The following is a 24,702-nucleotide window of genomic DNA, read 5'->3' as shown; positions in this document are numbered from 1 at the left end:
GCATGGCGACCAGGCTGCTGCTCGTCCGGCACGGGGAGACGACCTACAACGCCAGCGGGGTGGTCAGCGGGCAGGCCGACGTGCCGCTCACCGGACCGGGCGACTGCCAGGTCGCCGCGCTGGCCCGGCGGCTGGCGGATCGGCGGATCGATCACGTCGTCAGCTCGCCGCTGGCTCGCGCGGTGGCGACGGCCGAAGCGATAGCGGCACCGCACGGGCTGGGTGTGCGGCTCGACGACGATCTGCGTGAACTGGGCATGGGGGCATGGGAGGGGCGAACGCCACGCGAGATCCGCGCCCGCGAGCCCGCCACCTTCGACGCCTGGCGCGCCCGCCCGGACCGGGTTGTGCCCGAAGGCGGGGAGAGCGTGGCCGCGCTGGCGGACCGCGCCATGCGGGCCGCGGAGAACCTGCCGCCGGGCACGGTTGTCTGGTCCACGCACGGCGGGTTCATCGGGGTGCTGCTCTGCCGGCTGCTCGGCGTTCCCCAGCATCGCCGGAGCCAGTTGCACACGGACAACGCCTCGGTGTCCGAGGTGTATTTCGACGGGAAGTACCCGGTCCTCCGTGCGCTGAACGCGACGGAGCACCTCGCCGATCTTCTGCCGGACCACCACCGGCCGGTCTACGCCAGCCCGTGAACACACCGGAAGGAGGACTCGCCCGCCCGCGGCACCCCGTCGCGGGATCGATAGGGTTTTCTTTATCGGTCGGCTCCGGTTATCCAATGGCTCGGTTGTTGCGTCGGCTCGATCGGATGTGAAATTCTACGGGAGTCGCCGGGGAGGCGAATTCTCGACCGACGTGATCAGCCGTGTCGTAAATCATTTCCAGCTCGGGTGATTCCGGGCGCTCACGTCGCAGCAAATAGCAGGAAGGCGATCACATGACGAATTCGGCAGTACCCTCCGCCCCGAGCTTTCCCTGTGGTTCCACCGAGCACACCAAGCTCAGGCACGTTCCGCTTCGCCCGTTCGGCCGCGTGGTGCAGGCATCCGGTGGCCGGGGCAGGATCCAGGACATCCCGGTCGAGATGGTCCGCCGCTGGACGGAGGAGTCGCGGGTGCTGGTCCTGCGCGGGTTCGACCTGCTGGACCCGCTGGAATTCGCGGACTACTGCCGTCAATGGGGCGAGGTGCTCAAGTGGGATGACCAGGAAGTGATCGACCTGGTCATCCAGGAGAATCCGAAGAACTACCTTTTCGGCAGTGGTGACGTCCCATTCCACTGGGACGGCGCGTTTGTCGAAGCGAACCCGCGGTACTTCATGTTCCAGTGCCTCGACGCGACACCGGGCGTGGGCGGGGAAACGGTTTTCTCCGACACCACGCAGGTCTACCGCGACGTGAACGAAGAGCTGCGCGAGCGGTGGAGCCGGATCAGCATGACCTACTCGACCGAGAAGGTCGTGCACTACGGCGGTGAGATCACCGAACGGCTGGTCTCCCAGCACCCCGCGACCGGGCTGCCCGTGCTGCGGTTCGCCGAGCCGCTGGCGCCGGAGAAGTACAAGAACCCGGTCCACGTCAAGGTGAACGGCGTCGACGAGTCCGAAGCGGACGAACTGCTCACCACGCTGGCGGAACTCGTGCACCGGCCCGAGTACTGCTACGACCACGACTGGCGGGCTGGCGACATCGTGCTGGCGGACAACTTCTCGCTGATCCACGGGCGCAACGCGTTCACCGGGCCGACCAAGCGCCATCTCCAGCGGGTCGAGGTCATCTGAGTCCCATGGCAGCCACGACACCGAGTGAGGAGCGGGGCATGGAGGTGGGCTTGGCGTGGGACGCGGTCGGGCCGATCGACGGCGGGCGCGGCCTGCTCGAGCTGGCCAGGACCGCCGGGTTCGACACGTTCCTGGTGTTCGACCACCTGATCAACGTCTTCCCGCGGCAGGCGTGGGATGCCGGCTTCAGCTATCTGGCCACCGGCCTGCCGACACCCGACCAGTCGCTCGAATACGCGACCGTGCTGGGCGACTTCGCCTCGCGCGCCGGGTCGGTGCGACTCGCGGTCGGTGTCACCGATCCACGCCGCCGGCATCCGGCGGTGCTGGCCCAGGCGGCGCTGACCCTGGCCCAGCTCACCGAACGCCCGCCGGTGCTCGGTATCGGCGCGGGCGCACTGGAGAACCTCCAGCCGTACGGCATCGGCCACGACCACCCGGCCGGCCGGGTCGAGGAGGCGTTGCGCCTGCTGCGGATGCTCTTCGACACCAAGGGCCCGTACGACTTCGAAGGCCGGTTCTTCACCCTCGACCACGCGATCATGGACCTTCGGGCGCCGGACGGTGGTGTGCCGGAGATCTGGGTGGGTGGCGGTGGTCCCCGGATGACCGCGCTCGCCGGGCGTTATGGCGACGGCTGGCTCCCGCCGGAGCTGATGCCGCCTGCCGAATACGCCCGGAAATGGGCGGTCGTCCGGGAATCCGCCGTCGCGGCCGGGCGTGACCCGGATCGGATCGTGGCCGCCGGGGGAGTGCCGATCGTGGTGGCCGAAACCGACGCCGACGCCCGGGAACTGGCCAGGACAAAGGCAATCCGGTTCGTGGCACTGCACGCCGGTGCGGCCAAGTGGCACGAATGCGGTGTCTCCCATCCGTTCGGCGACGACTACCAGGGGCTGTCCCAGTTGCTGCCGCATCGGCTGACCCGTGAGGAGGTCGAGCACGCGTTGTCCCGCGTGACCGACGAACTGGTCGCCGAGGTGGCGATCGTGGGCAGCAGGCAGACCGTGCTCGACCGGCTCGGCGAACTGGCCGACGCCGGTCTGCGGTTGCCCGTGCTGATTCCGGTCTCGGCCCTGGCTTCCCCGCAGGCCGCCGAGTACACAGTGGACAGTCTGGCTTGGCTGGCCGCCGAGGTGCGGTCGGCCGATTTCGCCCGGCAGGTGACCGCATGACCGGCATCGGCGTGATCGGCGCCGGGATCGCCGGGCTGCACCTGGCCCTGCGCCTGCAGCAGCTCGGCGTGCCGGTGACGCTGTATTCCGCGCAGACGCCCGGCGAACTCGCCACCGCGCGGCCGCGGAACTTCCCGGCGCGGTTCGGCCCGACGCAGCAACGAGAAAAGACGCTCGGGGTGCGGGCGTGGGAGTCCGACGACGCCCGGGTGCGCAGCTGGTCGATCACCATCAACGGCGGCGGCCTCGACCTGGAGTTCGCCGCGACACTGACGCCACCGTCGAGCGTGGTGGACTTCCGCCGCTACCTCCCGCACCTGTTCGAAGAGTTCGTCAACCGCGGTGGCGACGTGATGATCGGTGCCGTCACCGCGGCGGAGGTCGCCGGACGGCACGATCTGGTGGTCGTCGCCAACGGTGACCGGTCCCTGCGCGAGGTGTTCCCGGTGGATCCGGCGCGGTCACCGCACACCACACCACAGCGGATTCTCTGCAGCGGCTTCTACCACGGCATCGTCGAGGACGTCCCGCACTCGCTGGATCTGTACTTCCTGCCCGGAATCGGGGAGATCCTGCGGATTCCGTTCCTGTCCCGCCTCGGCCCGGCACACGTGCTGGCGTTCGAGGCGGTCCCCGGCGGCCCGCTGGAGCCGCCCGCCCATCTCGACGCCGACGCCGATCCGGACGGTTTCCGCCGGGAGGTGTTGCGCCTGGTGGCCGAGCACGCACCCAGCCTGCGCGAACGCATCGACACCACGCGGTTCGACCTCGTCGCGCCCGGTGAACTGGCGCAGGGCGGGGTCACTCCGGTGGTCCGGCGGCAGTGGGCCCAGCTCGGCGACGGGACCTGCGCGCTGGCCATCGGCGACGCCTGGATCACCAACGACCCGCTCACCGCCCAGGGTGCCAACCTGGGCTCACACACGGCATTCACGCTGGCCGAGCTCATCGCCTCGGCGAACGGGCCGCTCGACGCCGGGTTCTGCCGTGCCGCGTCCGCTCGGCTGTGGGAGCACGCGCGGCACGTCGTCGAGTGGAGCAACGCGTTCCTGGCCCCGCCCCCGCCGCACGTCGTCGAGCTGTTCGGCCGCGCGGCGGAGGACAAGCGGATCGCGGACGCGTTTGTCAGCGGCTTCCACGACCCGGTCGCGATGTGGGCCGTGCTGTCCAGTCCGGAAGGGGTGGATGCCTTCGTCCAGAGCTGCACCGAGCTGACCAGTTCACCGCAAACCGCCGGCAAAACCGATTGATTCGAGAGAAAAATGCCCATCAGCGTCCTGTCCCTCATGGTGTGCGTATTCGGCATCACCACAGGTGAGTTCGTGCCGGCCGGGATCCTGCCGGACATCGCCAACGATCTCGACGTGTCCATTTCCTCGGCCGGTCTGCTGGTCACCGCGTACGCCATCGGCATGATCATCGGTGGCCCGCTGGTGACCGCGCTCACCGCCCGATATCCGCGGAAGCGGCTGCTGTTGATCCTGCTGGTGATCGCGATCGTCGGAAACGTGGTTTCCGCGCTCGCGCCCGTTTACGCCGTGTTGTTCGTCGCGCGCTTCATCACCGCGACGGTGACTTCGACTTTCTTCGCCAACGCGATCGTGATCGCCACGTCCACCGCGCCGCCGGAGAAGCAGGCGTCCACCGTGGCGAAGCTGATCCTCGGTCTGACGCTCGCGATGATTCTCGGCGCGCCACTCGGCACCTGGGTCGGCAACAGCTTCGGGTGGGAGGCGACTTTTGTCGCCATCGCGATCACCTGCGCGGTCGGCCTGCTGCTGGTGCTGCGCTTTGTGCCGTCGGTCCCCAACGACGTGACGACCTCGGCGTTCGGTGAGCTCAAGGTGCTCCGCAAGCGCGGTGTGCAGCTCGCCATCCTGGTCACCGCCGTCGGCAGCGCGGGCCAGCTGATCGCGTTCACCTACTTCGCCCCGCTGATGACCGACCTCACCGGGTTCTCCACCGCCGCGGTGCCGATCCTGCTGCTGGCCTACGGGGTCGGTGCGACGGCGGGGAACCTCGCCGGGGGCTGGCTGTCCGACCGCGCGCTGATGCCGTCGCTGATCGGCATGCTCGCGGTGACCACCGCGGTCCTGCTCGGCATGTGGCTGGCCAGCTCGAACCTCGTCGGCACCGCGATCCTGGTCTTCTTCATCGGGGCGCTCGGCTTCTCGATCGTTCCCGGCATGCAGGCGAACGTGCTGAAGAACGCCGCGCAGGCACCCACCTTGGCGCTCGCGGTGAACGCGTCCGCCTACCAGATCGCCGTGGCGTTCGCGGCGTGGCTCGGCGGCTTGGTGATCGACGGTGGTCTGGGCCTGCGCCCGGTCTATCTGGTGGCCGCCGCGGTCACCGTCGCCGGCATCCTCGTCACGCTCTTCGCCTGGCAGCGGGACCGCCGTCCGGCGGCGGAGCCCGAAGTCACGGCAACTACGTGACGCGCCGCTGAGCAACTCCACCTTCTTCGCCAACCGCAGAGGAGCGGTCCATGGAACACGACTCCGTCGTCGACGCGGCGTGGGCGACCGGCCAGGTCGGCGACCCGGAAACGGTATTCGTGGAAACCGGGAACAGCGACGCCGACTATCGTCAGGGGCACGTGCCCGGCGCCGTCTGGATCGGCTGGGACGAGTTCCAGGACGATCTGCGGCTGGGTGTCATCGACCGCGGCTCGTTCGAAAAGCTGCTGAGCCGGAAAGGCATCGGCAACCACGACACCGTCGTGTTCTATTCGGGGAACAAGAACCTGCTCGCGGCGCTGGCACTGTGGTATTTCCGGCTGTACGGCCACCGGGCGGTGAAACTGCTCGACGGCGGCAGGGAGAAATGGGAGCGCGACGGCCACCCGCTCACCGCCGAAGAGACGGTTCGCCCGGCGACCAGCTACCAGGCCGCGGACCCCGACCTCTCCATCCGGGCGACGCGCGACGAGGTGCTGGCGGCGATCGGCACCAAGGAACTGATCGACGTCCGCACCCCGGACGAGTATGCGGGCCGCATCTTCGCCCCCGGGTTCGCCGGTGAGGCATTCGCTCCGGGCAACAACCCGCACGAGGTGGCGCAGCGCGCGGGTCATGTGCCCGGGGCGGTGAACCTGGAATGGGACGCGGTGCTCAACGAGGACGGCTCGTTCAAGTCCGAGCGGGAGTTGGAACGGTGCTACGCCGGGCTGGACCTGGCACGCGGAGCCATCACCTACTGCTGGGTGGGCGCTCGCTCGGCGCACACGTGGTTCGTGCTGAGCGAGTTGCTCGGCAGGCCCGATGTCAAGAACTACGACGGGTCCTGGGGCGAGTACGGCTCGCTGGTCGGTGTGCCCGTCGAACGCGGCGACGGCAGTCGCTGATCCCGATCCATCCCGAGCAGAGGAGGTGCGCGATGCGCCAGGACCTGATGGCCGCCATCGACGGCCTTGCCCCGCAGCTGACCGAGGCCGCCGGCGAGGCCGACGCCGAACGGCGGCTGGCCGACAAGACCGTGGCCGCGATGCAGGAGGCCGGGTTGTTCCGTGCCGCCGTGCCGAAGCGGTACGGCGGTGGCGAGGCGTCGCTGCGCACGCACATCGACGTGGCGGCCGCGGTGGCCGCGATCGACGGCAGCGCGGGCTGGCTGACCGGCCTGTGGAACGGCAACAACTGGTGCGTGGCCCTGTTCCCCGAACAGGCGCAGGACGACGTCTGGGGCGGCAATCCCGATGCGCTGGTCAGCGGAGCGCTGAAGCCGAGCGGCCCGGTCCGCAAGGTGCCCGGCGGCTACCGGCTCAGCGGTGCGTGGAGCTACGCCTCCGGCATCTGGCACGCCGAGTGGACGATCGCCGCCGCCGTCCTGGACGACGGCCCGGCGGCCTTCCTCGTCCCGCGCGAGGACTTCGAAGTCGTCGACGAGTGGTACATGGCGGGCATGCGGTCGACCGGCAGCAACCGGTTCGTGGTCGATGACGCGTTTGTGCCCGACCACCGGGTACTGCCGCTGGGGCCGGTGGTGGGCGGCGCGAACGTCACGCCCGAGGTCGCCCCCGCCTACCGCACGGCGATGGTCCCGACGCTGGTGTTGATGGTCGCCGCGCCACAGCTCGGACTCGGCCGCGCCGCGCTGTCCCATGTGGTCGAAGCCGCGGCGCACAAGGGAATCGCGTTCACCAGCTTCGCCAGGCAGGCCGAGTCGGTCGGCTTCCAGCTCCAGGTCGCCGAGGCGGCCGCGGCCATGGACACCGCGGAACTGCACCTGTACCGAGCGGCCGGCGCGCTGGAGCAGCACGCCGCCGACGCCGTCTACCCCGGGGAACTGCTCCGCGCCCGCTACCGCTCCGACGCCGCGGTGGCGTCGCGCAGCATCAACCGCGCCTTGGAAACCCTGATGACCGCCCACGGTTCGAGCGGTTTCGCCGACGCCAGCCCGGTGCAGCGGATCTGGCGGGACGCCAGCGTGGCCGCGCGCCACGGAATGCTCGTGCCGCAGGTCAACCTGGAGATCTACGGCGCGGCGCTGCTCGGCGTGCCCAACACCGTGACCCCGTTCGCGTGACCACCGGCTCGCCGGAAGAAGTGGAGAACCCGTGACGTACACCCTCGGACTGATCGGCAGCGGAATGATCGGCGGTGTGCTGGCCCGCCTTGCCGTCGATGCCGGCCTGGACGTCGTGCTGAGCAACTCACGCGGCCCCGAGACCCTCGACGGCCTGGTCGCCGAACTCGGCCCGCGAGCACGAGCGGCGACGCCCGCCGAAGCCGCCCAATCGGGTGACTTCGTGGTGGCGACGATCCCGCTGTCCGCCTACGACCGGCTGCCCAGCACCGCGCTGGTGGGTAAAACCGTGATCGACACGATGAACTACTACCCGGGGCGCGACGGCCACATCACCGTGCTGGACAACGGGGAACTGACCTCCAGTGCACTGGTGCAGCGTCACCTGTCGGGCTCACGGGTGGTCAAGGCGTGCAACAACCTGTTCTTCCTCAGCCTGCTCACCGCCGTCCGGCCCGCCGGCGCGGCCGACCGCAGCGCACTGCCCATCGCCGGTGACGACGCCGGTGCCAAGGCGGACGTGACCGAGCTGCTGGACCGGATCGGCTACGACGTGGTCGACATCGGCACGCTGGCCGACAGCTGGCGCAGCGAACCGGGCATGCCGGTGTACGTGCTGCCGTATTTCCCGGCGCAGCCACCGTTCGCGGCGAGCCCGGCCGAGTTGCGGCGCTGGTTCGCCGACAATCCGGGGCCGGGGGTGCCAGCCGCGGAAGTCAAGGCTCTGGTCGCCGGCGCGGTTCGGGTTCCCATCGCGGATCGGCTGCCTACCTGAGACCCGGACGGCGCGCCGTTCCGCTCGTCGGCCGGGGAGTTCGGGTGGACGTGCTGGGTAGAGTGGCGGCGTGTTACTGGGTTGACGGTGATGGGGGACGCAGCGTGACGGGTGCGGGCCGGGTGCCGGCGGCGAGGTTGCCGGTGCCGCGGGTGGTGGTGAACCGCGTGGACGAGTTCAGCCGCCTCGAAGCGGAGCTGGTCGAGGCTCGCCGGAGCGGTCACCAGGCGGTCATCGTGGTCACCGGGATTCCCGGGGTGGGCAAGACAGCGCTCGTCGCGGCGTTCGCCGAGCGGATCCGGCAGGGCTTTTCCGACGGGGTCCTGTACGCGTCGCTCGGTGCGTCCGGTGAGACGGTGTCGCAGGCCGACGTGCTGCGCCGGTTCCTGCGCCGGTTCGGCGTGGACAAGCCGCCGGAATCGTGGGACGACCTGGTGGCGGAGTACCAGGACCTCACCGCGGACCGGAAGCTGCTGGTGGTGCTCGACGACGTCGAATCCGCCGCCCAGCTGAAGAACCTGCTGCCGAACTCGCCGCACAGCCTGGTGCTGGCCACCAGCCGCAAGTGGGCCGAGGCGTTCGAGCTGGAGGACTTCACTGTGGTGGAGGTGCGGCCGTTCGCGCCACCCAGTTCGGTGGAGTTGCTGGCGACCAAGCTCGCCGGGGAGCGGCTGACGGCGGCGGCCGACCACCTGCCGGTGCTCGCCGAGCTGTGCGGTCACCTGCCGTTGGCGCTGCGGGTGGCGAACGCGCGCCTGCGGGCGCGGCGGCACCAGCCCGTCGCGGACTTCGTCGAGGAACTGCGGGCGGCCCCGTCCTTGGTGCGGGAGCTGGCGGTGGACAGCGATTTGCTGGTCGCCCAGCTTTTCGACGTGTGTTACGCGGACCTGCCGCCGGAAGCACAGGAGGCGCACCGGCTGCTCAGCCTGCACCCCGGCGCGCGGTTCGGGCTCCCGGCCGCGGCGGCGCTGTTCGGCCGTGACGAGGACACCTCGCTCCGCAGGCTGGAGTCGCTGGTGACGGCCAATCTGCTCACCCGCGTCGACGAAGGCCGGTACGAGCAGCACAGCCTGCTGCGGGACCACGCCAAGGGCCTCACCGCGGACGACCACGACACGGAGTGGCGGCAGGCGCTGGAGAACGTGGTCGGGTACTACCTGGAGTTCGCGGTGGCCCGCGCCCGTTCGCTGAGTGATCGGCTGCGGTTCGGCGAGTCCTTCGATCGGGTGGCCGCGGCTTACACGGGTCCCGGAGCGTGGCAAGCGGCGGTGGCCGATCTGGAGCTGGAGCAGGCCAATCTGCTTCGCGCGGTCGAGCTGGCCGAGGAGACCGAGCTCGACTCGCTGTGCTGGCAGCTGTGTGAGGCTTTGTCGACCTATCTCTACCAACTGGAACTGCACGGTAAGAGCCTGGAAGTCTGCGATGTCGGCCTGGGCGCCGCGGAGCGCGTCAAGGATGCGACCGGCGACGCGCGGCCGTTGCTGATGCTGCGGTTGCAGCGAGGCATGTCCTACTTCGGCTTGGTGGAAAACGAGCGGGCGGAGGCAGAGTTCGAGGCCGCCGCCGCGCTGGCCGCCGAGCTGCCCGGGGACGAAGTTGTGGTGTTCACCCGGGCCAAGGCGGTGCAGTGGCAGTCCTTTGTGGACCAACGGCTCGGCAGGAACGAGGCGGCGGTCACGCGGATTCTCCAGGCACGCGAACTGATTCTGGTCCCGGATTTCCCGGAAGCGCACCGCGCCAGGGAGCTGGCGCTGATCGGCCTCAACGGCGTGACGATGCTTGCGCGCGCCGGACGGCACGCCGAAGCGAGTGAGGTGGGCCGTCAGGCCATCGAGTTCTTCGCCGACGGGCCAGAGCTGCACAACCGGGTGAAGGCGACGGCCAACTTCGGCGAGGCGTTGACGCTGGCCGGTGAGGAACAGTTCGCGGAAGCGGAGCGGCTGCTGCGGGAATCCCTTGGCCAGGAACGGGAATTGGGGCTCAAGTCCTGGGAGGCGCACACCGCCCAGGTCCTCGCCGGTCTGCTGGAACGCACCGGCCGCGCGGAGGAGGCTCGGGGCCATCGGGCGCGGGCCAGGGAGCTGGCGTCAGGGCAGTCGGCGGACGACGACTGACTCCACCGGCACGGTCCTGGTACCGGTGGTGATCACGAACCGCGGCGGCAACGTGCCGAGGTCACCGCGGGTCGCGAGCCAGGTGTGCACGGCCGCGGCGGCCAGGGCCGGGGAATCGGTGTGCAGCGCCACTTGCCAGCTGTCGCGGACCAGGATCCGGCCGTCACCCGGCGCGGCGGTGGCCAGCACCGTTGCGGTGGGGTGGCGCCGGCGTGCCTCGGCGAGGTCGGTGCCTTCGATGAGCACCGCGGTCGCCTTGGTCACCAGGTCGGGTTGGGCGTGGTCCTCGTGCACCACCAGGCAAGCGGTGTCCAGCAGTGCTTCGGTCGCGCTGGTCCCGGTGATCTCGGCCGGGTAGCGGACGGCGTGGACGGTGTCGCCGATGGTGCACACCACGTGGTCCGCGGTGGCGTTCTGTCGCGATTGGACGGTGAGGGCGCCTGGTGGGATCGGTGGCACGAGGGCCGCGGACGTCGGCTCGTCCAGGTTGAGGTGGCGGTAGAACAAGGTCCTCAGGCGAGCGGCTGACTCGCCGGGGCAGGACGTCAGCGCCGAGCCGACGGGCTCCGCGTCGGCCGGAGGAGCCGCCAGTGCTCGGGTGATCTGCTGGTGCAGCGGGGAATGCCGGTGCAGGCGTCCGGCCGTGTCGCCGAGCACCCCGGCCGCGGAGCCGGGGACGACGTCGGCGTCCGGGAACGCGGCGAGCAGGACCTTGGTGCCGATCCCGGCGCCGTAGCAGGTGGTGGCGCCGTGGTCGCCCAGGACCAGGTCGGCGGCGATGAGCGTGGCCTGCCAGCCCTCGGTCGGCGGGACCACGATCAGGCCGGCCCGGATGCAGTCGGCCAGCCAGGTGTGGACCTGCCAGGGGCCGTGGCCGTGCCAGATGTTCGGGTGGAGAACGGCGCAGACCCGGTGGGTCTCGGCGTCCAGGCCGGCGAGGGTCTCGCGGAACAACGACGGCCAGGTGCCGAGCAGCGATCGGGTGGACCAGGTGCTGGTGATGGTGATCAGCTTCTGGCCGGGGCTGACGCCCAGCGCCGCGCGGTAGCTCTCACGCAGGTGCGCGCTGCGCAACATCCGGTCGAAGCACGGATCCCCGGCGACGACCGCGGTGGGCACGGCGGCGGGGGCGCTGGCCTGGAGCAGCGGCAACTGGTCTTCGTGGGAGAGGACCAGCGAATCCGCGATGGGACGGCCGTCGTAGAGCAGCCACTCGGGACCGAAGCCGAACGGGTTCCGGGTTCCGGGTTCCGGGTTCCGGGTTCCGGGTTCCGGGTTCCGGGTTCCGGGTTCCGGGTTCCGGGTTCCGGGTTCCGGGTTCCGGGTTCCGGGCTCCGGGCTCCGGGCTCCGGGCTCCGGGCTCCGGGCGAATATTTAGCATAGCCAGCGCCGTGCGGCAAGATCACGATCGGGGCATCCAGCTCGGTGAGCCCGCCGAAGTTGGCCGCGATCGCCAGGTCGAACCGGGTGTCGATGGCCTGGTGCCACGGGATCGTGACCACGCCCAGCTCGTCGAGGAACCGGTGCAGCCCGTGCCGGAAGGGGTCCGAGCCGTTCCAGCTGAACACCACCTGGATCCGGGGATCCGAGTCGAACACCGTCACGACGTCGAGCAGCCTCAGCAGCGAGGTGACGTGGTGCGCGACGACGAGGACCAGCCGCTGCGGCTCGACGGTGTTCCAGTGCCGCGCCTGCAGGCCGATCGGGACTTTGACCGGGGGCACGGTGGACACGGATCTCCCTGCTGGACGAGGTGGCGCGGTGGTGCCCAGCAACCGTAACCGACCATCGGGATCGGGTAGCTCGAGCCACGGGGCGACGTGGCTCACGAAACGGCGGACCGCGTCGACGTGGTCGTGCGCGTGCACCGCGCGGTGGAACCCACGCCGGCGCATCCGGGCCCGCTCCGCCGGGTCGAGAGCCAGCGCCCGGCGGAGTGCGTCGCCGAGCCGCGCGGGAGAGCTCGGCGGGCACAGGAACCCGGTGACGCCGTCGGTGACCTGCTCGGCCAGCCCGCCCGCGGTGGTGGTGATCACCGGCGCGGCACCGGCCGCGAACGCTTCCAGCGGGATCCGGCCGAACGGCTCCACCCGGGACGGCACGACCACGCCGCGCAGCCCCGGGTGCCCGAGCAGGTCGGCGACCTGCGGGCGGAACCTGGACAGCAGCGTCACCGGGAGGTCCAGCTCGCGCAACCGGGCGACGAGCGCCTGCTGGTAGCCGGTGGTCTCGGGGGACTCGTCGCTCGCCGCCAGCACCAGCGGCGGAACCGGGGAGCCGTCGGCGCGGAGCAGGGCGAGTGCGTCGAGCAGGTCGTCGAAACCCTTGTAGGGCTGGGCTCTTCCCATGGACAGCAGGAACTCCGGCGGCAAGCCCGGGAACGCCGATGGGCGCCGCTGGTACCGGGGCCACTCGCGGTGGGACAGGCCGTCCCGCAACGACACCATGGCGCTCCGGGGCACGCCGTAGTCGGCGCGCAGGTGAGCGTCCATGTAGCCGGAAATGGCGCCGATGCGCGTTCCGTCGGTTTGCAGCGCATTTCGTTCCCAGCGGATCCGGGCGTGGTCCCACGGGGTGTGCAGCAGCCCGCTCGACCGCGGCACGAGCACCGTGCGCTCCCGGACCGCGGGCGGCAGTTCGGCTGCCAGGCCGAGGAACGGGACGTCGAAGGCGATCACCAGCAACGAACCGGCCGAAGGCAGCTCGCGGATGCGCTGCGCGGTGTGCACGGCGAGCCGGCGGAAATTGGCCAGGCCACCCCAGCGGTCGCGGCCGCCGGTGCCGTTGTCGACGGGCAGCACCTTGGCGTTCACCCGGCTCAGCAACCGCCGCGCCGAGGCGTGCCACTCGGGGTGCCGCTCGTGGGATCGCTCGCTGAGCCAGACCGGGAGCACGACCAGCCGCACGCCCGGCGGCAGGAGCGTGATGAGCGCGTCCAGAAAGCCGCGATTGGCGTAACCGGCGCCGGTGCCGCAACCGTAGAACCCGTCGTGCACAGCCACCACGACGGTGGGCTGCCCGCTCTCGACCGGCCGGTTCGGCCGAAAGCCACGCCGATTCACGACCTTGCCACGGACAGGCGAAGTACTCGATGGCGGGCTCCCCGTTCCACTGAGCCCACTTCCGTCAGGTGGGAGTTTCGAGCGGCTCGTCTTCTTCCGGCGCCGTGCTCAGCTGGTCTCGGACGTAGGTCCAGATCACCGCGAACATCGCCGCGACCGGGACGGCCAGCAGGCTGCCGGTGATGCCCGCGAGGCTGCCGCCCAGCGTCACCGCCAGCAGCACCACCCCGGCGTGGAGGCCGAGCCCGCGGCTCTGCAGCATGGGCTGGAAGACGTTGCCCTCCAGCTGCTGCACCAGGATGATGATGCCCAGCACGATCAGCGCCTCGACCCAGCCGTTGAACACCAGCGCGATGAGCACCGCCACCGCACCGGCGAACAGCGCGCCGATGATCGGCACGAACGCCGCGACGAAGGTCAGCACCGCCAGCGGCAGCACCAGCGGCACCCCGACGATCCACAGGCCGAGCCCGATGAACACCGCGTCGAGCAGGCCGACGAAGGCCTGTGACCGCACGAACGAGCCGAGCGTGCCCCAGCACCGCTCCGCCACCACCGGCACGTCGGTGGCGAGGCGCCCCGGCAGCTGACGGCCCAGCCACGGCAGGAAACGCGGCCCGTCCTTGAGGAAGAAGAACATCAGGAACACCGACAGCACCGCGGTGACCAGGCCGTTGGCCACGGTGCCGACACCGGTGGCGGTCGCGGTGAGAATGCTGCCGACGCTGTCCTGGATCCGGGTGACCGCGGTGTCCAGCGCGCCGCTGATCTGGGCCTCGCCGATGTTCAGCGGCGGCCCGGCCGCCCACTGCCGCAGCTGCTGGATGCCGTCGACCACCCCGTCGGCCAGCGCGCCGGACTGGCTCGCCACCGGGAGCACGATGAGCAGCACGATCCCGGCGACGAGCAGCAGGAACAACACGGTCACCGCCGCCGCGGCCAGTGCGGCCGGCCAGCGGCGGCGGCGCAGGAACCGGGCGATCGGCCAGGTGAGCGTGGTGATCAGCAGCGCGATCACCACCGGCCAGACCACCGCCCACATCCGGCCGAGCAGCCACAGCACCACCCCGGTCAGCGCCAGCACCACCAGCACCTGCAGGGAGATCCGCGCCGACGTGCGCAGCGCGGCGCGGGTCTTCACGGCATCCAGCGACACACGCATGGGGCACACCCTAGACAACCGGGCCCGCCGCCGCTGGCCGTCAGCCTGTGGGCACCCGGTCCTGGACCGGTGGCGCGCTGGCTGCTTCCTCGATGCCGAACCGCCGGTGGATCCGCCGCAGCGCGGGCGGTGCCCACCAGTTGGCCCGCCCGGCCAGCCGCATCAGCGCGGGCAGCAGCACCCCCCGGATCAGCGTGGCGTCGACCAGCACCGCCACCGCCATGCCGAGGCCGATCATCTTGAGATAGACCACACCGCCGGTGGTGTAGACCGCGAAGGACGCCGCGAGCACCGCGGCCGCCGCGGTGACCAGCGGTGCGCTGCGCTGGAGCCCGATCGGGACGGCGGCCGTGCTGTCGCCGGTGCGCAGGAACTCCTCGCGGATGCGGGACACGATGAACACCTCGTAGTCCATGGACAGCCCGTAGACCACGCAGAACATCAGCATCGGCATGCTGGACTCCAGCGTTCCGGTGGCGGTGAAGCCGAGCGCACCGGCCAGGTTGCCGTCCTGGAACACCCAGACCAGCACACCGAACATCAGCCCGATGCTGAGCAGGTTCAGCACGGTCGCCTTCAGCGGCAGCAGCACGCTGCCGGTGAGCAGGAACAACACGGCGAAGGTGAGCAGCAGGATCACCGCCAGCACCAACGGGATCCGCTCGGTCATGCTCGACCGCCAGTCCGTCATCTCGGCGGGGCTGCCGCCGACGAGCACTTCGGCGGGTGCGGGCACCGCCCGTACGTCGGCGACCCAGGCGGGCACGTCCCCTTCGAGGGTGGACTGCGTCGGGATCGCGGTGAGGTAGGTGCCGCCGTCACGGGTGAAGCGCTCGTTCGCACCGCCCGGAATGGACTGTCCATTCTGGAATGATCCGGCGGCCGAATCGACCTGGGCGACGCCGGGCACCTCGGAAACCCGGCGGGCGTAGTCGGCGAACGCGCCCGGCTCGGCGGCCGGGGCGACCAGGTACAGCGCGTCCGACTCCTCCTGGCCGAAGTTCTGCCGCACCTGTTCCGCGGTGATCCGGCTCGACGCTTCCGCGGGCAGGATCCGCGCGTCAGGCAGGCCGAACCGCAGGCCGAGCACGGGGGCCGCGACCAGCACGACGAGCAGCAGGGCCGCCCCGCCGGTGAGCACGGGCCGCCGCATCACCGCGCTGGAGAGCCGGAACCAGAAGGTGCCGGTTTGCGCCGGCGTGCGCCGGGCCGCGCGGTGGCCGAGGGTGGCCAGCGCGGCGGGCAGGATGACCAGCGCGCCGATCAACGCGGTGAGCACCACGAACGCCCCGGCATAACCGAAGGAACGCAGGAACGACAAGGGGAACAGCAACAGAGCGAGCAGCGAGGCGGCCACGGTGATCCCGCTGAACAACACCGTCCGCCCGGCCGTGCGGACCGCGGTGACCACGGCGTCGCCCACCTCCGCGCCGCGGCCGAGTTCCTCGCGGAACCGCGCGATGACGAACAGGCAGTAGTCGACGCCGAGGGCCAGACCCATGACGAGCGCGATGTTCGCGGCGAAGGTGGACACGTCGGTGAAGGCCGCGACGCCGCGCAACAGGCTGAGCGTGCCGACGATGGCGAACACGCCGATGCCGAGGGTGAGGAAGGCGAGCGTGATCCGGCGGTACAGCAGCATCAGCAGCACGAGCACCAGCGGGATGACGATGATCTCGGCCCGCAGGAAGTCCGTGCGGGCCTGCGCGCCGATCTCGCGGAAGACCACGTCCTGGCCGCCCGCCTCGATGCGGAACCCGGCGGTCTCCCCGCTGAACTGGGCGGCGAGTTCGCCGACGCGGGCGCGCGCTTCGTTGACCTCGCCCGGCACCCGGGCGAGCACCAGCGCCTGCCGGGAGTCGTTGCCGCGCAACGCCGGGCTGTCGCCGCGGCTCCAGTAGGACCCGGCTTCGGCGACGCCGATCTGCGCGGCGAGCACGTCGGTGAACCGGGTGCCCTCGGCTCGTGCGGCGGGGTCGTCGACCGTGCCCTGCTTCGCGGTGAGCAGGAAGACGAGGTTGGGCGTACCGGTGTGGAACTGCTGGTCGAGGATCTCGGCGGCGCGGTCGGATTCGGAGCCTGGCGCGTCGATCCTGGACAGGGAGAGCGCGCTGAGCGCGCCGGCGCCGAGCACGGCGGTGACCACCGTGAGCAGGGCGGCGGCGAGGAGCACCCAGCGGCGCCGTCGGACGGCGAACCGGCCGAGGCGCTCGAGTGCGGGTTGTCGGGGCACGGCGGGACCTCCGGTGGAGGGAACGGGTTAGGGTAGAAACACGAGTGAGCGCTCGCCTTTGAAATTACGAGCGTTTGCTCGTGTTTGTCAACCGCGTCCGGTGAGGAGAGGTGTGCCCGCACAACAAGGCCCGCGCCGCCAGGCGCGTGGGCAACGACGGATGGAGCAGCTCACCGACGCCGCGGCCGAGGTGTTCGCCGAGACCGGCTACGCGAAGGCGACCACCAACGCCATCGCGGCGCGGGCCGGGGTGTCGCCGGGCACCCTGTACCAGTTCTTCGCGAACAAGGAGGCGCTGGCCGAGGCGCTCGCCGAGCGGTACCAGGAGCAACTGCGGTCCGCGCACGAAAAGGCCTTCGACCCGGCGGCGGCCGGACTGCCGCTGCCGGAACTGGTGGAGCGGATGACCGCGCCGATGATCGAGGTGAACCTGGCCAACCCCGGGTTCAAGGCGCTGTTCACCGGCGTCGACCTGCCCGAACGGCTCACCGCCCCGACGCGGGCACTGCACGAGGCGGTGGTCGGCCGGATCGCCGAGGTCATCCGGACGCGCCGGCCGGAACTACCGGCCGACCGCGTGCGGACGGTCGCCGTGGTGTCCACCCAGATCTTCGGCGCGCTGCTGGGGACCGTGGTCGGAGCCCCGGCGGCGGAACGCTCGCGATGGGTCACGGAGCTGAACCGGGCTTTGGTCGGATACCTGGCCCCGGTACTGGATTGACCGGCACGCGGCCCGGTGCGGCCGAGGCGTCACGAATGTGGCTTTGGCTCGCTCGGCTCCGGCGTAGACTTCGGGGTGCCGGAGCTGATCGGGTACTCGCCACCGGCAGGCAACCACGGGATGACGCTGATGGCCACCACCGATGCGATGCGAAGAACCGACCAACTGGCCGTCTGGAAAGATCTGGTCGAAGCGCTCGAAAAGGTCGATGCGGCGTGGGAAGCCACCCGGGCGGCCGGGGCGGGGACCGGCGCTTCCTCCTTGCTGCCCGGCGATGTGGCGGTGGCCATGGTCAAAGCGTGCCGCCGGGCGACCGTGGCGGTCGTGGGGGTGACCGACACGCTCGTCGAGCAGTACGACAGCGGTGAGACTTTCCAGGAAATCGCCTCGGTGTTGCGGCAGGCGGCAGCCAAATGGCCGGCGACTTGACCTACGCACGAAGCTTCGGCAACGGCGGTGTTTCCCGGATCGCGCTTTCCAGTGAATCGTAAACGGCCACGAATTCATCCCAGCCGGTGAGGTGAATCGACCGCAGGATCGCTTTTTTCCTGGCCACCAGTCGCAGTTGGCTGGGGGCGCCCCACTGCCGCCAGCCGGTCATCATGGCGGCGACGGCGGGCACTCCCAGGAAATCGGCCTCGGTCAGGTCGAGGATCAGCAGTGCCGGGCGCTGCCGCAGCTCACGTGCCATGAGTGCGACCAGGTGCGGGGCGGTGCGCAGGTCGAGGTCGCCGGTCACCGTGAGCACCGGAGCCCGGTGGCTCGACTTCACCGCCACTGCGAAGGTCTTCAGCTCGCCGACCCCGAAAGCTGACAGTTCGGCGGTGTTCGCGACAATCATGGCGGTCTGGCGGATTTTGCTGGTCACGTCGTCTCCCGGAGGCCGGTCCGCGTGGCGCCGGGGGCCGGGGCGATTGCCCACATCCTACTACCAGTCGGTCTTTTCGGCTGGGCGAAGGTTTGCCACCCTGGCTCAGGTGACGCGGTCTTGGGCTGGCGTGCTTTCTTCGTCGGGCAGGTGGACGTCGGTGACGCTGATGTTGACCTCGACGACCTGCAGGCCGGTCATCTGCTCGATGGCGGTGATCACGTTGGCGCGGACCGCGTTGGCCAGGTCGGCGATGGCGTACCCGTAGTGGACGAGCACCTGTAGGTCCACGGCGGCCTGGGTGTCGCCGACCTCGACCGAGACCCCTTGTCCGGCGCTGGCCGCGGCACCGGGAATGCGTTCGCGGATGGCACCGAGAGCACGGGCGGTGCCGCCGCCGAGGGAGAACACGCCGGGAACTTCGTGCGCGGCGAGCCCGGCGATCTTCCGGACCACGGTGTCGGCGATGGTGGTGGCACCCTGGGCGGAGGCGAGCGCGCTGGCCCGGGCGCCTCCGGCCTCGCCGGACGGAGCGTGCACCGTTGAGGCGCTTGTCATTTTTTCTCCTTGGCTGGTGGGTGGTGCCGGATCCGGTCGATGAGCTGGCCGGCTTCGGCCGGGGTGATCAGGCCGCGCTGGACGGCGTCCAGGATCGCGGTGAGGGTGTTGAAGTGGGTTTCGGCGACCTGAGAGAAATCAGAGAAATCGGCGTCGAGCCGAAGATCCCGGTGGGCCATCAGGACCGCCCTCCGCGCCCCGGCACTCGGGCCCGCGCGTAGCAGCCGGGGCAGACCAGCGCGTCGGCGGCGGTGGCGACCATCGCGGACTCCGCGTATTCGAGGCAGAAATCGCAGGTATAGCTGGAGATCTCGGTGAGGCTGTGCAACTGGAGCCCGCCCGACGGCGGATACGAGGAGAGCACGGTCAAGGGCGGAAGCAGCTGTCGCACGCGATTTACCGCGAGCCCTTGGTGAGCGCCTTGCGTTTGACGAACCCGATGGCGGCCGTTCCGGCGAAGAACGCGACGCCGATGACGAGGAGCCAGATGAGGCCCTCGACGAAGGCGCCGACGACGATCAGCACGACACTGAGCGCCAGGACGAGCAGGATGGTTCCCAACATGTGGCACCTCACGAACCCGGTTGCGGTAAGCACTCCGGCCGGATTCGGCAGGCGCGAGGCGGGTTCGGCTTCCCCGGCTACCGGTGGATCACAGTCGGTGTCGCCGGGGGCTGGGGCGATACCCTCAGCATACGCCGGTTGCCCGCCGTTCGCGGCACGAGCACGCCGTGGTGGCACGTGCCCGCCACGGACTTCGGCGGCTAATCCCGCGGAGTCGTACCGCCGGACTCCGGTGGCGTGGCGGCGAGGCGGGCGTGCAGCCGTTCCCGGATTTCGTCCGGGGTGCAGGCCCGCCGCCGTCGTTCCTGGCGGGCGATCACCACGCCGGTCGCGGTCACTCCGACGAGCCCGGCCAGTCCCACTGTCTTCCACCAGCGCATCGGCCTAGCTTGAGTTTTAACGCCTGAGTGGTCGGCGGTGACCCCTGTTGATCATGAGTGAAGCCCTTGGGGGATCCTTCTTCTTGCGACAGAGGAAGATCGAGACCAAGGGCTTCAGTTGATCAGTGTGCATCACGCCCGTGACGCCGGTGCGTCCGGGGAGCTGTCGGTGTTCCGGCAGGAGTTCTACCGGTGCCTGACCCGGCGGGCGGACGCGTTGTTCGAGTTGGCCGACGCGGTGTTGTGCGCTGACGGGCCGGTGCGGTCGGTCGCGGAGTTATCGCTGGCCGGTGAGCATCGCCGTGGTCATGGCAGTGGCTATGCCGCGCTGGCGCGGGGTCGTGTCGAGGTCAACCGGCTGCGGACCGCGCTGACCAGCGTGTCGCTGCCGCGTGCCGCGGACGGGCGGCTGGTGCTGGCGGTGGATGTGACCTGCTGGCTGCGCCCGGAGGCGCACACGTGTCCGCAGCGGGTCCTGTGTCACACCTACGGCCGCGGCAAGGACCAGCACATGATGGTGCCCGGCTGGCCTTACTCCGTCGTCGTCGCGCTGGAAGCGGGACGGAGTTCGTGGACCGCGCCGCTGGACGCGGTCCGGCTCGCGCCCGGGGGACAACGCCGCGAGCGTGACCGCCCGGCAGATCCGGGGCGTGGTGGACCGCTTGACCGCAGCCGGGCACTGGCGGCCGGGAGACCCGCACATCCTGCTGGTCGCCGACGCCGGCTACGACGGTCCCCGCCTGGCCCATGTGCTGGCCGATCTTCCGATCACCGTGCTGGTGCGGATGCGCACCGATCGGGTGCTGCATCGCCCGGTCCCGCCGCAGCCGCCCGGCACGATGGGCAGGCCCCGCCGCCACGGTGACGAGTTCGCTTTCGGCGACCCGAACACCTGGGGCGAGCCTGATGTCGTCACCGACACCACGACCCGGCTCTATGGTCCCGCGCTGATCCGGGCCTGGGATCGGCTGCATCCACGGCTGACCCACCGCATCGCCTGGGCCGGCCACAACGGCGCCCTGCCGATCATCGAGGGCACCGTGATCCGGTTGCAGGTCCAGCGTCTGCCCTCCGGGGCGATCCCGAAACCTGTGTGGCTCTGGCACTCGGGCACCGGCCTGGACCAGGCCGAGGTCGATCTGGCCTGGCAGGCGTTCCTGCGCCGCTTCGACATCGAGCACACCTTCCGCATGCTCAAGCAAACCCTCGGCTGGACCACCCCGAAACTCTGCTCACCCGAGGCCGCCGACCGCTGGACCTGGCTGCTGATCACCGCCTACACCCAACTCCGCCTCACCCGCGACCTCACCGCCGACCTGCGCCGCCCCTGGGAGAAACCCCGACCAGCCCAGCGGCTCACCCCGGCCAGAGTCCGCCGAGGGTTTCGGAACCTGCGCCCACAACTCACCTGTCCCGCCGGTGTCCCGAAACCCTCACGGCCCGGCCCCGGACGCTCCGCCGGAACACCCAATCACCGACCCGCACCACGCCACGACGTCCACACCGTCACCAGCACGAACACCCGAAAACCCAAGCACAGCAAGAACACCAAAACGAGCACACCTCGACCACGACGAACAGGTTAAAACTCAAGCTAGGCTACTGCCGTGCCGGGGACCGCGCTCGATCTCGACGAAGCCGTGGCCGTGACGCGCACGGGCGACCTGTGGTTGTTCCGGGGGCGCTCAGTTGCACGACCTTCGCCGGGCTGTGCTGGTCTGGGCCGAGAAGTACCACCAGCAGGTCTGGCTGCGCCAGCTCGACCACCCGGTCGACCGGGAGATGGAGGACGCCGTGCTGCGGACGATCGCGCGGCTGGACGGCACCCCGTTCCCGTCGACCGCGCGCCTGGCGTCGCGCTGGCTCGGCGGCAGGCTGCCGTCCCGGAAGCGGGAGACCACCGCGCTCGAGACGGGCTACTGCGCCGAGATCGTCGCGGTGACCTACGAGGCCATGGGACTGCTGCCCCGGGGCCGCCGGCCGAACTGGTACGACGCGGGCCGGTTCTGGAGTGGCGACCACCTCGAACTGGCGGGCGGCGCCGCACTGGGCGACGAGCTCGCCGTGCGCCTTCCGGACTGACCGGCGCCCGGTTTCAGCGGGGACCGCTCGCCGGGGCCGCGGCCAGCACGACCGTGGGGGCGAGGTGGCGATCGGCCAGTGCGCGGGCCACGTCGCTGAGCCGGAGGTTGTTCCGCCGGGCGTAGCCACGCAGTGCCGTGAAGGCCGCGTCCATGCTCAACCGCCCGCTCACCGCGAGCACACCCTTGGCCTGCTCGATGATCACCCGGCTGTTCAACGCGGTCTGCAGCTGCTCGGACAGGACCTCGCCCTGGCGGACGGCCCGTTCGTGGAGGATGCCGATGGTGGCGGTGTCGGCCAGTCCCTGCGCCAGCGCGACATCGTCCGCGGACAGCGCTCCCGGTGTGTGCCCGAACAGGTTGAGCGCGCCGATCGTCTGCTTGCGCAGCCGCAGGGGCACCGCGTGCACCGAGGCGAATCCGTCCTTGGCCGCTTCGGCCGCGAACCGCGGCCAGCGCGCCGACTGGGCGGCGATGTCGGCGACCAGCACCGGCGTGCTGGTGGTGAAGCATTCGACGCACGGGCCCTCGTCGATGTCGAGCTGGAACAACTCGAGCAGGCGTGCCTGCTCGGTGGAGGAGGCGAGCACCTGCAGGCCGCCTCGCTCGTCGGCCAGCGTCAGCCCGGCCGCCGCGACGTCGAGCAGTTCCACGCACTGCTGCACCAGCGTGTGCAGCAGGTCGGCGACGTCGTAGTCGTTGACCAGCGTGTCCGCCAGCGCGACGAACGCCCGGACAACCTGTCGTTCACGGCCGGCCATGCCCACCATCTCCTGGTTCGTCAACAGCAGCTTCCATGGTGATGTTCACCGGAACTCCTCGTCCAGTCGCAGCCGTCCGGCCACGATGTCGCCCGCGACCTCGAGCAGGGAACGTCCGTGCCCGAACGCGTAGGCCCGCAACCGGGCCAGCGCGGCCGAAGCGGGCAGGTCCAGGTGCGCGATCAGCATCCCGGTGGCCTGGTGCACCTCCCGGTGCCGCATCCCCGCGCCGTCCATCCACCGCCCGTCGCCGTCGAGCCAGCGTTCGCCCCCACCGCTCAGCCCCGACAGGGCGAGCGCGGCGATGTCGGCCACCTGCAGCGCCGTCGCCAGCTCAGCGGTACCGAGGGAGCCCGGTGTCGAGCGGTAGGTGTCCAGCGTCGCCACCCGCACCGCCCCGATCTGCACGGGGAAGGTGAACAACGCGGCCACCGGGTACGCGGCGGCTTCGGCGGCGAACACCGGCCACGCCGCGGGCGAACCCGCGGCCAACTCCGGCACCAGCACCGGCCCGCCGGCGGCGGACGCCTCGAAACACGGCCCCTCGCCCAGGGAAAACTGCAGCTCGGCCAGCGCGGTGCTCACCGGGTCGCTGGCGTAGACGATCTCGCGGCGCCCGGCGTCGGCCATCACCGACACCGCCGCGCCGTCCACCGGCAGCAAGCGCACACACCCCCGGCACACCCGGCCGACAACGTCGACCCCTTCGCCGCCGCCCTCGCCCAGCGCGGCCAGCACACTCGTACGCAGAACCTCGACCTCAGCCACCGCCAGCCCACCACCGGCAAGCTTCCCGCATCCGGTCACCTCCAGGTCGGTGTTCGTGATCGCCACACCAACTCGGACCTGACCAGGCCCGGATCAGCACCGCGGCCGCGGTTGCGTGCACCGAGCCTACTCGCCCGGCAGTGGGACGGACGGCACCCGGAAGCGTGTGTTCGGTTACCCCGATTGCCCGGTGGCCCGCGGCCCGCCTGTGGCGAACCCGCGTGGCGCGGGTGTGTAGCCGGGGTTGAGCTTGCGGGCCAGGCGGTCGGGCTTGGGCCAGCGGACTTGGGTGGCCCAGCCGAGCTTCTCGAACACCCAGATCAGCCGGGCGGACATGTCGAGCTGGCCGCGGCGGACGCCGTGGCGGGCGCCGGTGGGGTCGGCGTGGTGGGAGTTGTGCCAGGACTCGCCCATGGACGCGATGGCCAGCGGCCAGAAGTTCGCGGACTTGTCGCGGGCGGCGTAGGGCCGGTCCCCGATCAGGTGGCACAGCGAGTTGACCGACCAGGTGACGTGGTGCAGCACGGCCACCCGGACCAGGCTCGCCCAGAAGAACGCGGTCAGCGCACCCCACCAGGACATCGTCACCAGCCCGCCGATCACCGCGGGGGCGAGCAGGGTGGCCACGGTCAGCGCCGGGAACCAGCGGTCGATCCGGACGATGTCGCGGTCGGCGAGCAGGTCCGGGGCGAAGCGTTCCGCGTTGGTCTTCTCCCGGTCGAACAGCCAGCCCATGTGGGCGTGCCAGAAGCCCTTGGCCAGCGCCGCGGCGGAAGTGCCGTAGCGCCAAGGGGAATGCGGGTCACCTTCGCGGTCGGCGTAGGCGTGATGGCGGCGGTGGTCGGCGACCCAGCCGATCACCGGGCCCTGCATGGCCATGCTGCCCGCCACCGCGAGCGCGATCCGCAGGCCGCGATTGGCCTTGAACGCGCCATGGGTGAAGTAGCGGTGGAAACCGATCGTCACCCCGAGCCCGGTCAGGAAGTAGAAGCCGACCGCCAGCGCGACGTCGAGCCAGCCAAGGCCCCACCCCCACGCGAAGGGCACCGCCGCGGCCAGCGCCAGCAACGGCACCACCGCGAACAGCTTGACCAGGAAGGTTTCGGTACGGGATTTCTCACCGGCGAGTATCGGCGCCGCGGCCTTGGGGGGCCGGACCGGCGGCCGGTCCAACGTATGTGTCATCTCAATCGCTTCTTTCCTTGACGTACCTGTCCGCCAGGGTCT

Annotated in this window: 26 protein-coding genes and 1 pseudogene; 14 read left to right on the top strand and 13 right to left on the bottom strand. The window is 70.5% G+C overall.

Annotated elements, in window-relative coordinates:
* Positions 1–2 precede the first annotated feature (2 nt).
* From A4R43_RS21765 to A4R43_RS21725, 9 genes are all read left to right on the top strand, one after another.
* Entirely contained in the window at positions 3–641 is a 639-nt protein-coding gene (locus A4R43_RS21765; protein WP_113694025.1) for a histidine phosphatase family protein, read from the top strand.
* 341 nt (positions 642–982) lie between these two features.
* Positions 983–1,729, top strand: a complete 747-nt coding sequence (locus A4R43_RS21760) for a TauD/TfdA dioxygenase family protein (protein WP_162788542.1) — start codon at positions 983–985, stop codon at positions 1,727–1,729.
* A gap of 38 nt (positions 1,730–1,767) precedes the next feature.
* Entirely contained in the window at positions 1,768–2,904 is a 1,137-nt protein-coding gene (locus tag A4R43_RS21755; RefSeq protein ID WP_162788541.1) for an LLM class flavin-dependent oxidoreductase, read from the top strand.
* On the top strand, positions 2,901–4,154 hold the full coding sequence (locus A4R43_RS21750; protein ID WP_113694022.1) for a styrene monooxygenase/indole monooxygenase family protein: 1,254 nt from the start codon (positions 2,901–2,903) through the stop codon (positions 4,152–4,154). The genes A4R43_RS21755 and A4R43_RS21750 overlap by 4 nt, the downstream gene beginning before the upstream one ends.
* 12 nt (positions 4,155–4,166) lie before the next feature.
* Positions 4,167–5,342 carry an MFS transporter gene (locus tag A4R43_RS21745; RefSeq protein ID WP_113694021.1) on the top strand — a complete coding sequence of 392 codons (1,176 nt, stop codon included), beginning with the start codon at positions 4,167–4,169 and terminating at the stop codon, positions 5,340–5,342.
* Between the two features lie 50 nt (positions 5,343–5,392).
* Positions 5,393–6,250 (top strand): sulfurtransferase, encoded by an 858-nt coding sequence (locus A4R43_RS21740; RefSeq protein WP_113694020.1) that lies wholly within the window; start codon positions 5,393–5,395, stop codon positions 6,248–6,250.
* Positions 6,251–6,282: 32 nt separating this feature from the next.
* Positions 6,283–7,428 carry an acyl-CoA dehydrogenase family protein gene (locus tag A4R43_RS21735; protein ID WP_113694019.1) on the top strand — a complete coding sequence of 382 codons (1,146 nt, stop codon included), beginning with the start codon at positions 6,283–6,285 and terminating at the stop codon, positions 7,426–7,428.
* Positions 7,429–7,459: 31 nt separating this feature from the next.
* On the top strand, positions 7,460–8,203 hold the full coding sequence (locus A4R43_RS21730; RefSeq protein WP_113694018.1) for an NADPH-dependent F420 reductase: 744 nt from the start codon (positions 7,460–7,462) through the stop codon (positions 8,201–8,203).
* Between the two features lie 104 nt (positions 8,204–8,307).
* The gene (locus A4R43_RS21725) at positions 8,308–10,317 is read left to right on the top strand and encodes an ATP-binding protein (protein ID WP_162788540.1); all 2,010 of its coding nucleotides are present in this window, start codon (positions 8,308–8,310) and stop codon (positions 10,315–10,317) included.
* Here the strand turns inward: A4R43_RS21725 and A4R43_RS43395 are convergent.
* The 4 genes from A4R43_RS43395 to A4R43_RS21705 form a co-directional block, all read right to left on the bottom strand.
* The gene (locus A4R43_RS43395; RefSeq protein WP_205215061.1) at positions 10,291–11,394 is read right to left on the bottom strand and encodes a hypothetical protein; all 1,104 of its coding nucleotides are present in this window, start codon (positions 11,392–11,394) and stop codon (positions 10,291–10,293) included. The genes A4R43_RS21725 and A4R43_RS43395 overlap by 27 nt on opposite strands.
* The gene (locus A4R43_RS21715) at positions 11,325–13,322 is read right to left on the bottom strand and encodes a glycosyltransferase family 4 protein (RefSeq protein ID WP_162788539.1); all 1,998 of its coding nucleotides are present in this window, start codon (positions 13,320–13,322) and stop codon (positions 11,325–11,327) included. Before A4R43_RS21715 ends, A4R43_RS43395 begins: the two co-directional genes overlap by 70 nt.
* 121 nt (positions 13,323–13,443) lie before the next feature.
* Positions 13,444–14,541 carry an AI-2E family transporter gene (locus A4R43_RS21710; RefSeq protein WP_113694014.1) on the bottom strand — a complete coding sequence of 366 codons (1,098 nt, stop codon included), beginning with the start codon at positions 14,539–14,541 and terminating at the stop codon, positions 13,444–13,446.
* Between the two features lie 40 nt (positions 14,542–14,581).
* The gene (locus A4R43_RS21705) at positions 14,582–16,774 is read right to left on the bottom strand and encodes an MMPL family transporter (protein ID WP_113694013.1); all 2,193 of its coding nucleotides are present in this window, start codon (positions 16,772–16,774) and stop codon (positions 14,582–14,584) included.
* 112 nt (positions 16,775–16,886) lie between these two features.
* On the opposite strand from A4R43_RS21705, the gene A4R43_RS21700 reads away from it, so the two are divergent.
* The gene (locus A4R43_RS21700; RefSeq protein WP_236808181.1) at positions 16,887–17,495 is read left to right on the top strand and encodes a TetR/AcrR family transcriptional regulator; all 609 of its coding nucleotides are present in this window, start codon (positions 16,887–16,889) and stop codon (positions 17,493–17,495) included.
* A 75-nt stretch (positions 17,496–17,570) separates the two neighbouring features.
* The gene (locus tag A4R43_RS21695; RefSeq protein ID WP_113694011.1) at positions 17,571–17,924 is read left to right on the top strand and encodes a hypothetical protein; all 354 of its coding nucleotides are present in this window, start codon (positions 17,571–17,573) and stop codon (positions 17,922–17,924) included.
* A gap of 1 nt (position 17,925) precedes the next feature.
* Here the strand turns inward: A4R43_RS21695 and A4R43_RS21690 are convergent, their stop codons facing one another.
* The 6 genes from A4R43_RS21690 to A4R43_RS21670 all read right to left on the bottom strand — a co-directional run bounded on the left by A4R43_RS21690 (position 17,926) and on the right by A4R43_RS21670 (position 19,865).
* The gene (locus A4R43_RS21690) at positions 17,926–18,363 is read right to left on the bottom strand and encodes an STAS domain-containing protein (RefSeq protein WP_113694010.1); all 438 of its coding nucleotides are present in this window, start codon (positions 18,361–18,363) and stop codon (positions 17,926–17,928) included.
* Positions 18,364–18,468: 105 nt separating this feature from the next.
* Positions 18,469–18,921, bottom strand: coding sequence for an Asp23/Gls24 family envelope stress response protein (locus A4R43_RS21685; RefSeq protein WP_113694009.1), 453 nt, complete (start codon positions 18,919–18,921; stop codon positions 18,469–18,471).
* Positions 18,918–19,100: a hypothetical protein gene (locus A4R43_RS21680; RefSeq protein WP_113694008.1), complete on the bottom strand. Its 183-nt coding sequence runs from the start codon at positions 19,098–19,100 to the stop codon at positions 18,918–18,920. Before A4R43_RS21680 ends, A4R43_RS21685 begins: the two co-directional genes overlap by 4 nt.
* Positions 19,100–19,312 carry a hypothetical protein gene (locus A4R43_RS21675; protein WP_113694007.1) on the bottom strand — a complete coding sequence of 71 codons (213 nt, stop codon included), beginning with the start codon at positions 19,310–19,312 and terminating at the stop codon, positions 19,100–19,102. The genes A4R43_RS21680 and A4R43_RS21675 overlap by 1 nt, the downstream gene beginning before the upstream one ends.
* 5 nt (positions 19,313–19,317) lie before the next feature.
* Positions 19,318–19,485: a hypothetical protein gene (locus A4R43_RS43390; protein WP_236808180.1), complete on the bottom strand. Its 168-nt coding sequence runs from the start codon at positions 19,483–19,485 to the stop codon at positions 19,318–19,320.
* Between the two features lie 200 nt (positions 19,486–19,685).
* Complete coding sequence (locus A4R43_RS21670) at positions 19,686–19,865, bottom strand: hypothetical protein (protein ID WP_113694006.1); 180 nt, start codon at positions 19,863–19,865, stop codon at positions 19,686–19,688.
* Between the two features lie 127 nt (positions 19,866–19,992).
* Here A4R43_RS21670 and A4R43_RS44055 point away from each other — a divergent pair.
* From A4R43_RS44055 to A4R43_RS21660, 3 genes and pseudogenes are all read left to right on the top strand, one after another.
* Positions 19,993–20,433: pseudogene (locus tag A4R43_RS44055) on the top strand (transposase); the annotation flags it as partial.
* A gap of 58 nt (positions 20,434–20,491) precedes the next feature.
* Positions 20,492–21,451 (top strand): transposase, encoded by a 960-nt coding sequence (locus A4R43_RS21665; protein ID WP_236808179.1) that lies wholly within the window; start codon positions 20,492–20,494, stop codon positions 21,449–21,451.
* A gap of 103 nt (positions 21,452–21,554) precedes the next feature.
* Positions 21,555–21,947, top strand: a complete 393-nt coding sequence (locus A4R43_RS21660) for a hypothetical protein (protein ID WP_236808178.1) — start codon at positions 21,555–21,557, stop codon at positions 21,945–21,947.
* A 13-nt stretch (positions 21,948–21,960) separates the two neighbouring features.
* Here the strand turns inward: A4R43_RS21660 and A4R43_RS21655 are convergent, their stop codons facing one another.
* From A4R43_RS21655 to A4R43_RS21645, 3 genes are all read right to left on the bottom strand, one after another.
* Entirely contained in the window at positions 21,961–22,707 is a 747-nt protein-coding gene (locus tag A4R43_RS21655) for a GAF and ANTAR domain-containing protein (RefSeq protein WP_113697788.1), read from the bottom strand.
* 45 nt (positions 22,708–22,752) lie between these two features.
* Positions 22,753–23,541, bottom strand: coding sequence for a GAF domain-containing protein (locus A4R43_RS21650; protein WP_236808177.1), 789 nt, complete (start codon positions 23,539–23,541; stop codon positions 22,753–22,755).
* Positions 23,542–23,649: 108 nt separating this feature from the next.
* Positions 23,650–24,660 carry an acyl-CoA desaturase gene (locus A4R43_RS21645; protein ID WP_113694005.1) on the bottom strand — a complete coding sequence of 337 codons (1,011 nt, stop codon included), beginning with the start codon at positions 24,658–24,660 and terminating at the stop codon, positions 23,650–23,652.
* Positions 24,661–24,702: the final 42 nt, after the last annotated feature.

It is taken from the genome of Amycolatopsis albispora (assembly GCF_003312875.1).
Taxonomy (GTDB): Bacteria; Actinomycetota; Actinomycetes; order Mycobacteriales; family Pseudonocardiaceae; genus Amycolatopsis; species Amycolatopsis albispora.
This window is presented reverse-complemented; position numbering and strand designations above follow the sequence as displayed.

Bases quoted from the DNA above. Each gene is read 5' to 3' on its own strand.
- A4R43_RS43390 (WP_236808180.1), bottom strand. From the start codon at position 19,485: ATGTTGGGAACCATCCTGCTCGTCCTGGCGCTCAGTGTCGTGCTGATC.
- A4R43_RS21740 (WP_113694020.1), top strand. From the start codon at position 5,393: ATGGAACACGACTCCGTCGTCGACGCGGCGTGGGCGACCGGCCAGGTC.
- A4R43_RS21655 (WP_113697788.1), bottom strand. From the start codon at position 22,707: ATGGCCGGCCGTGAACGACAGGTTGTCCGGGCGTTCGTCGCGCTGGCG.
- A4R43_RS21685 (WP_113694009.1), bottom strand. From the start codon at position 18,921: ATGACAAGCGCCTCAACGGTGCACGCTCCGTCCGGCGAGGCCGGAGGC.
- A4R43_RS21755 (WP_162788541.1), top strand. From the start codon at position 1,768: ATGGAGGTGGGCTTGGCGTGGGACGCGGTCGGGCCGATCGACGGCGGG.
- A4R43_RS43395 (WP_205215061.1), bottom strand. From the start codon at position 11,394: ATGTTGCGCAGCGCGCACCTGCGTGAGAGCTACCGCGCGGCGCTGGGC.
- A4R43_RS21735 (WP_113694019.1), top strand. From the start codon at position 6,283: ATGCGCCAGGACCTGATGGCCGCCATCGACGGCCTTGCCCCGCAGCTG.
- A4R43_RS21745 (WP_113694021.1), top strand. From the start codon at position 4,167: ATGCCCATCAGCGTCCTGTCCCTCATGGTGTGCGTATTCGGCATCACC.
- A4R43_RS21765 (WP_113694025.1), top strand. From the start codon at position 3: ATGGCGACCAGGCTGCTGCTCGTCCGGCACGGGGAGACGACCTACAAC.
- A4R43_RS21645 (WP_113694005.1), bottom strand. From the start codon at position 24,660: ATGACACATACGTTGGACCGGCCGCCGGTCCGGCCCCCCAAGGCCGCG.
- A4R43_RS21750 (WP_113694022.1), top strand. From the start codon at position 2,901: ATGACCGGCATCGGCGTGATCGGCGCCGGGATCGCCGGGCTGCACCTG.
- A4R43_RS21680 (WP_113694008.1), bottom strand. From the start codon at position 19,100: ATGGCCCACCGGGATCTTCGGCTCGACGCCGATTTCTCTGATTTCTCT.
- A4R43_RS21670 (WP_113694006.1), bottom strand. From the start codon at position 19,865: ATGCGCTGGTGGAAGACAGTGGGACTGGCCGGGCTCGTCGGAGTGACC.
- A4R43_RS21710 (WP_113694014.1), bottom strand. From the start codon at position 14,541: ATGCGTGTGTCGCTGGATGCCGTGAAGACCCGCGCCGCGCTGCGCACG.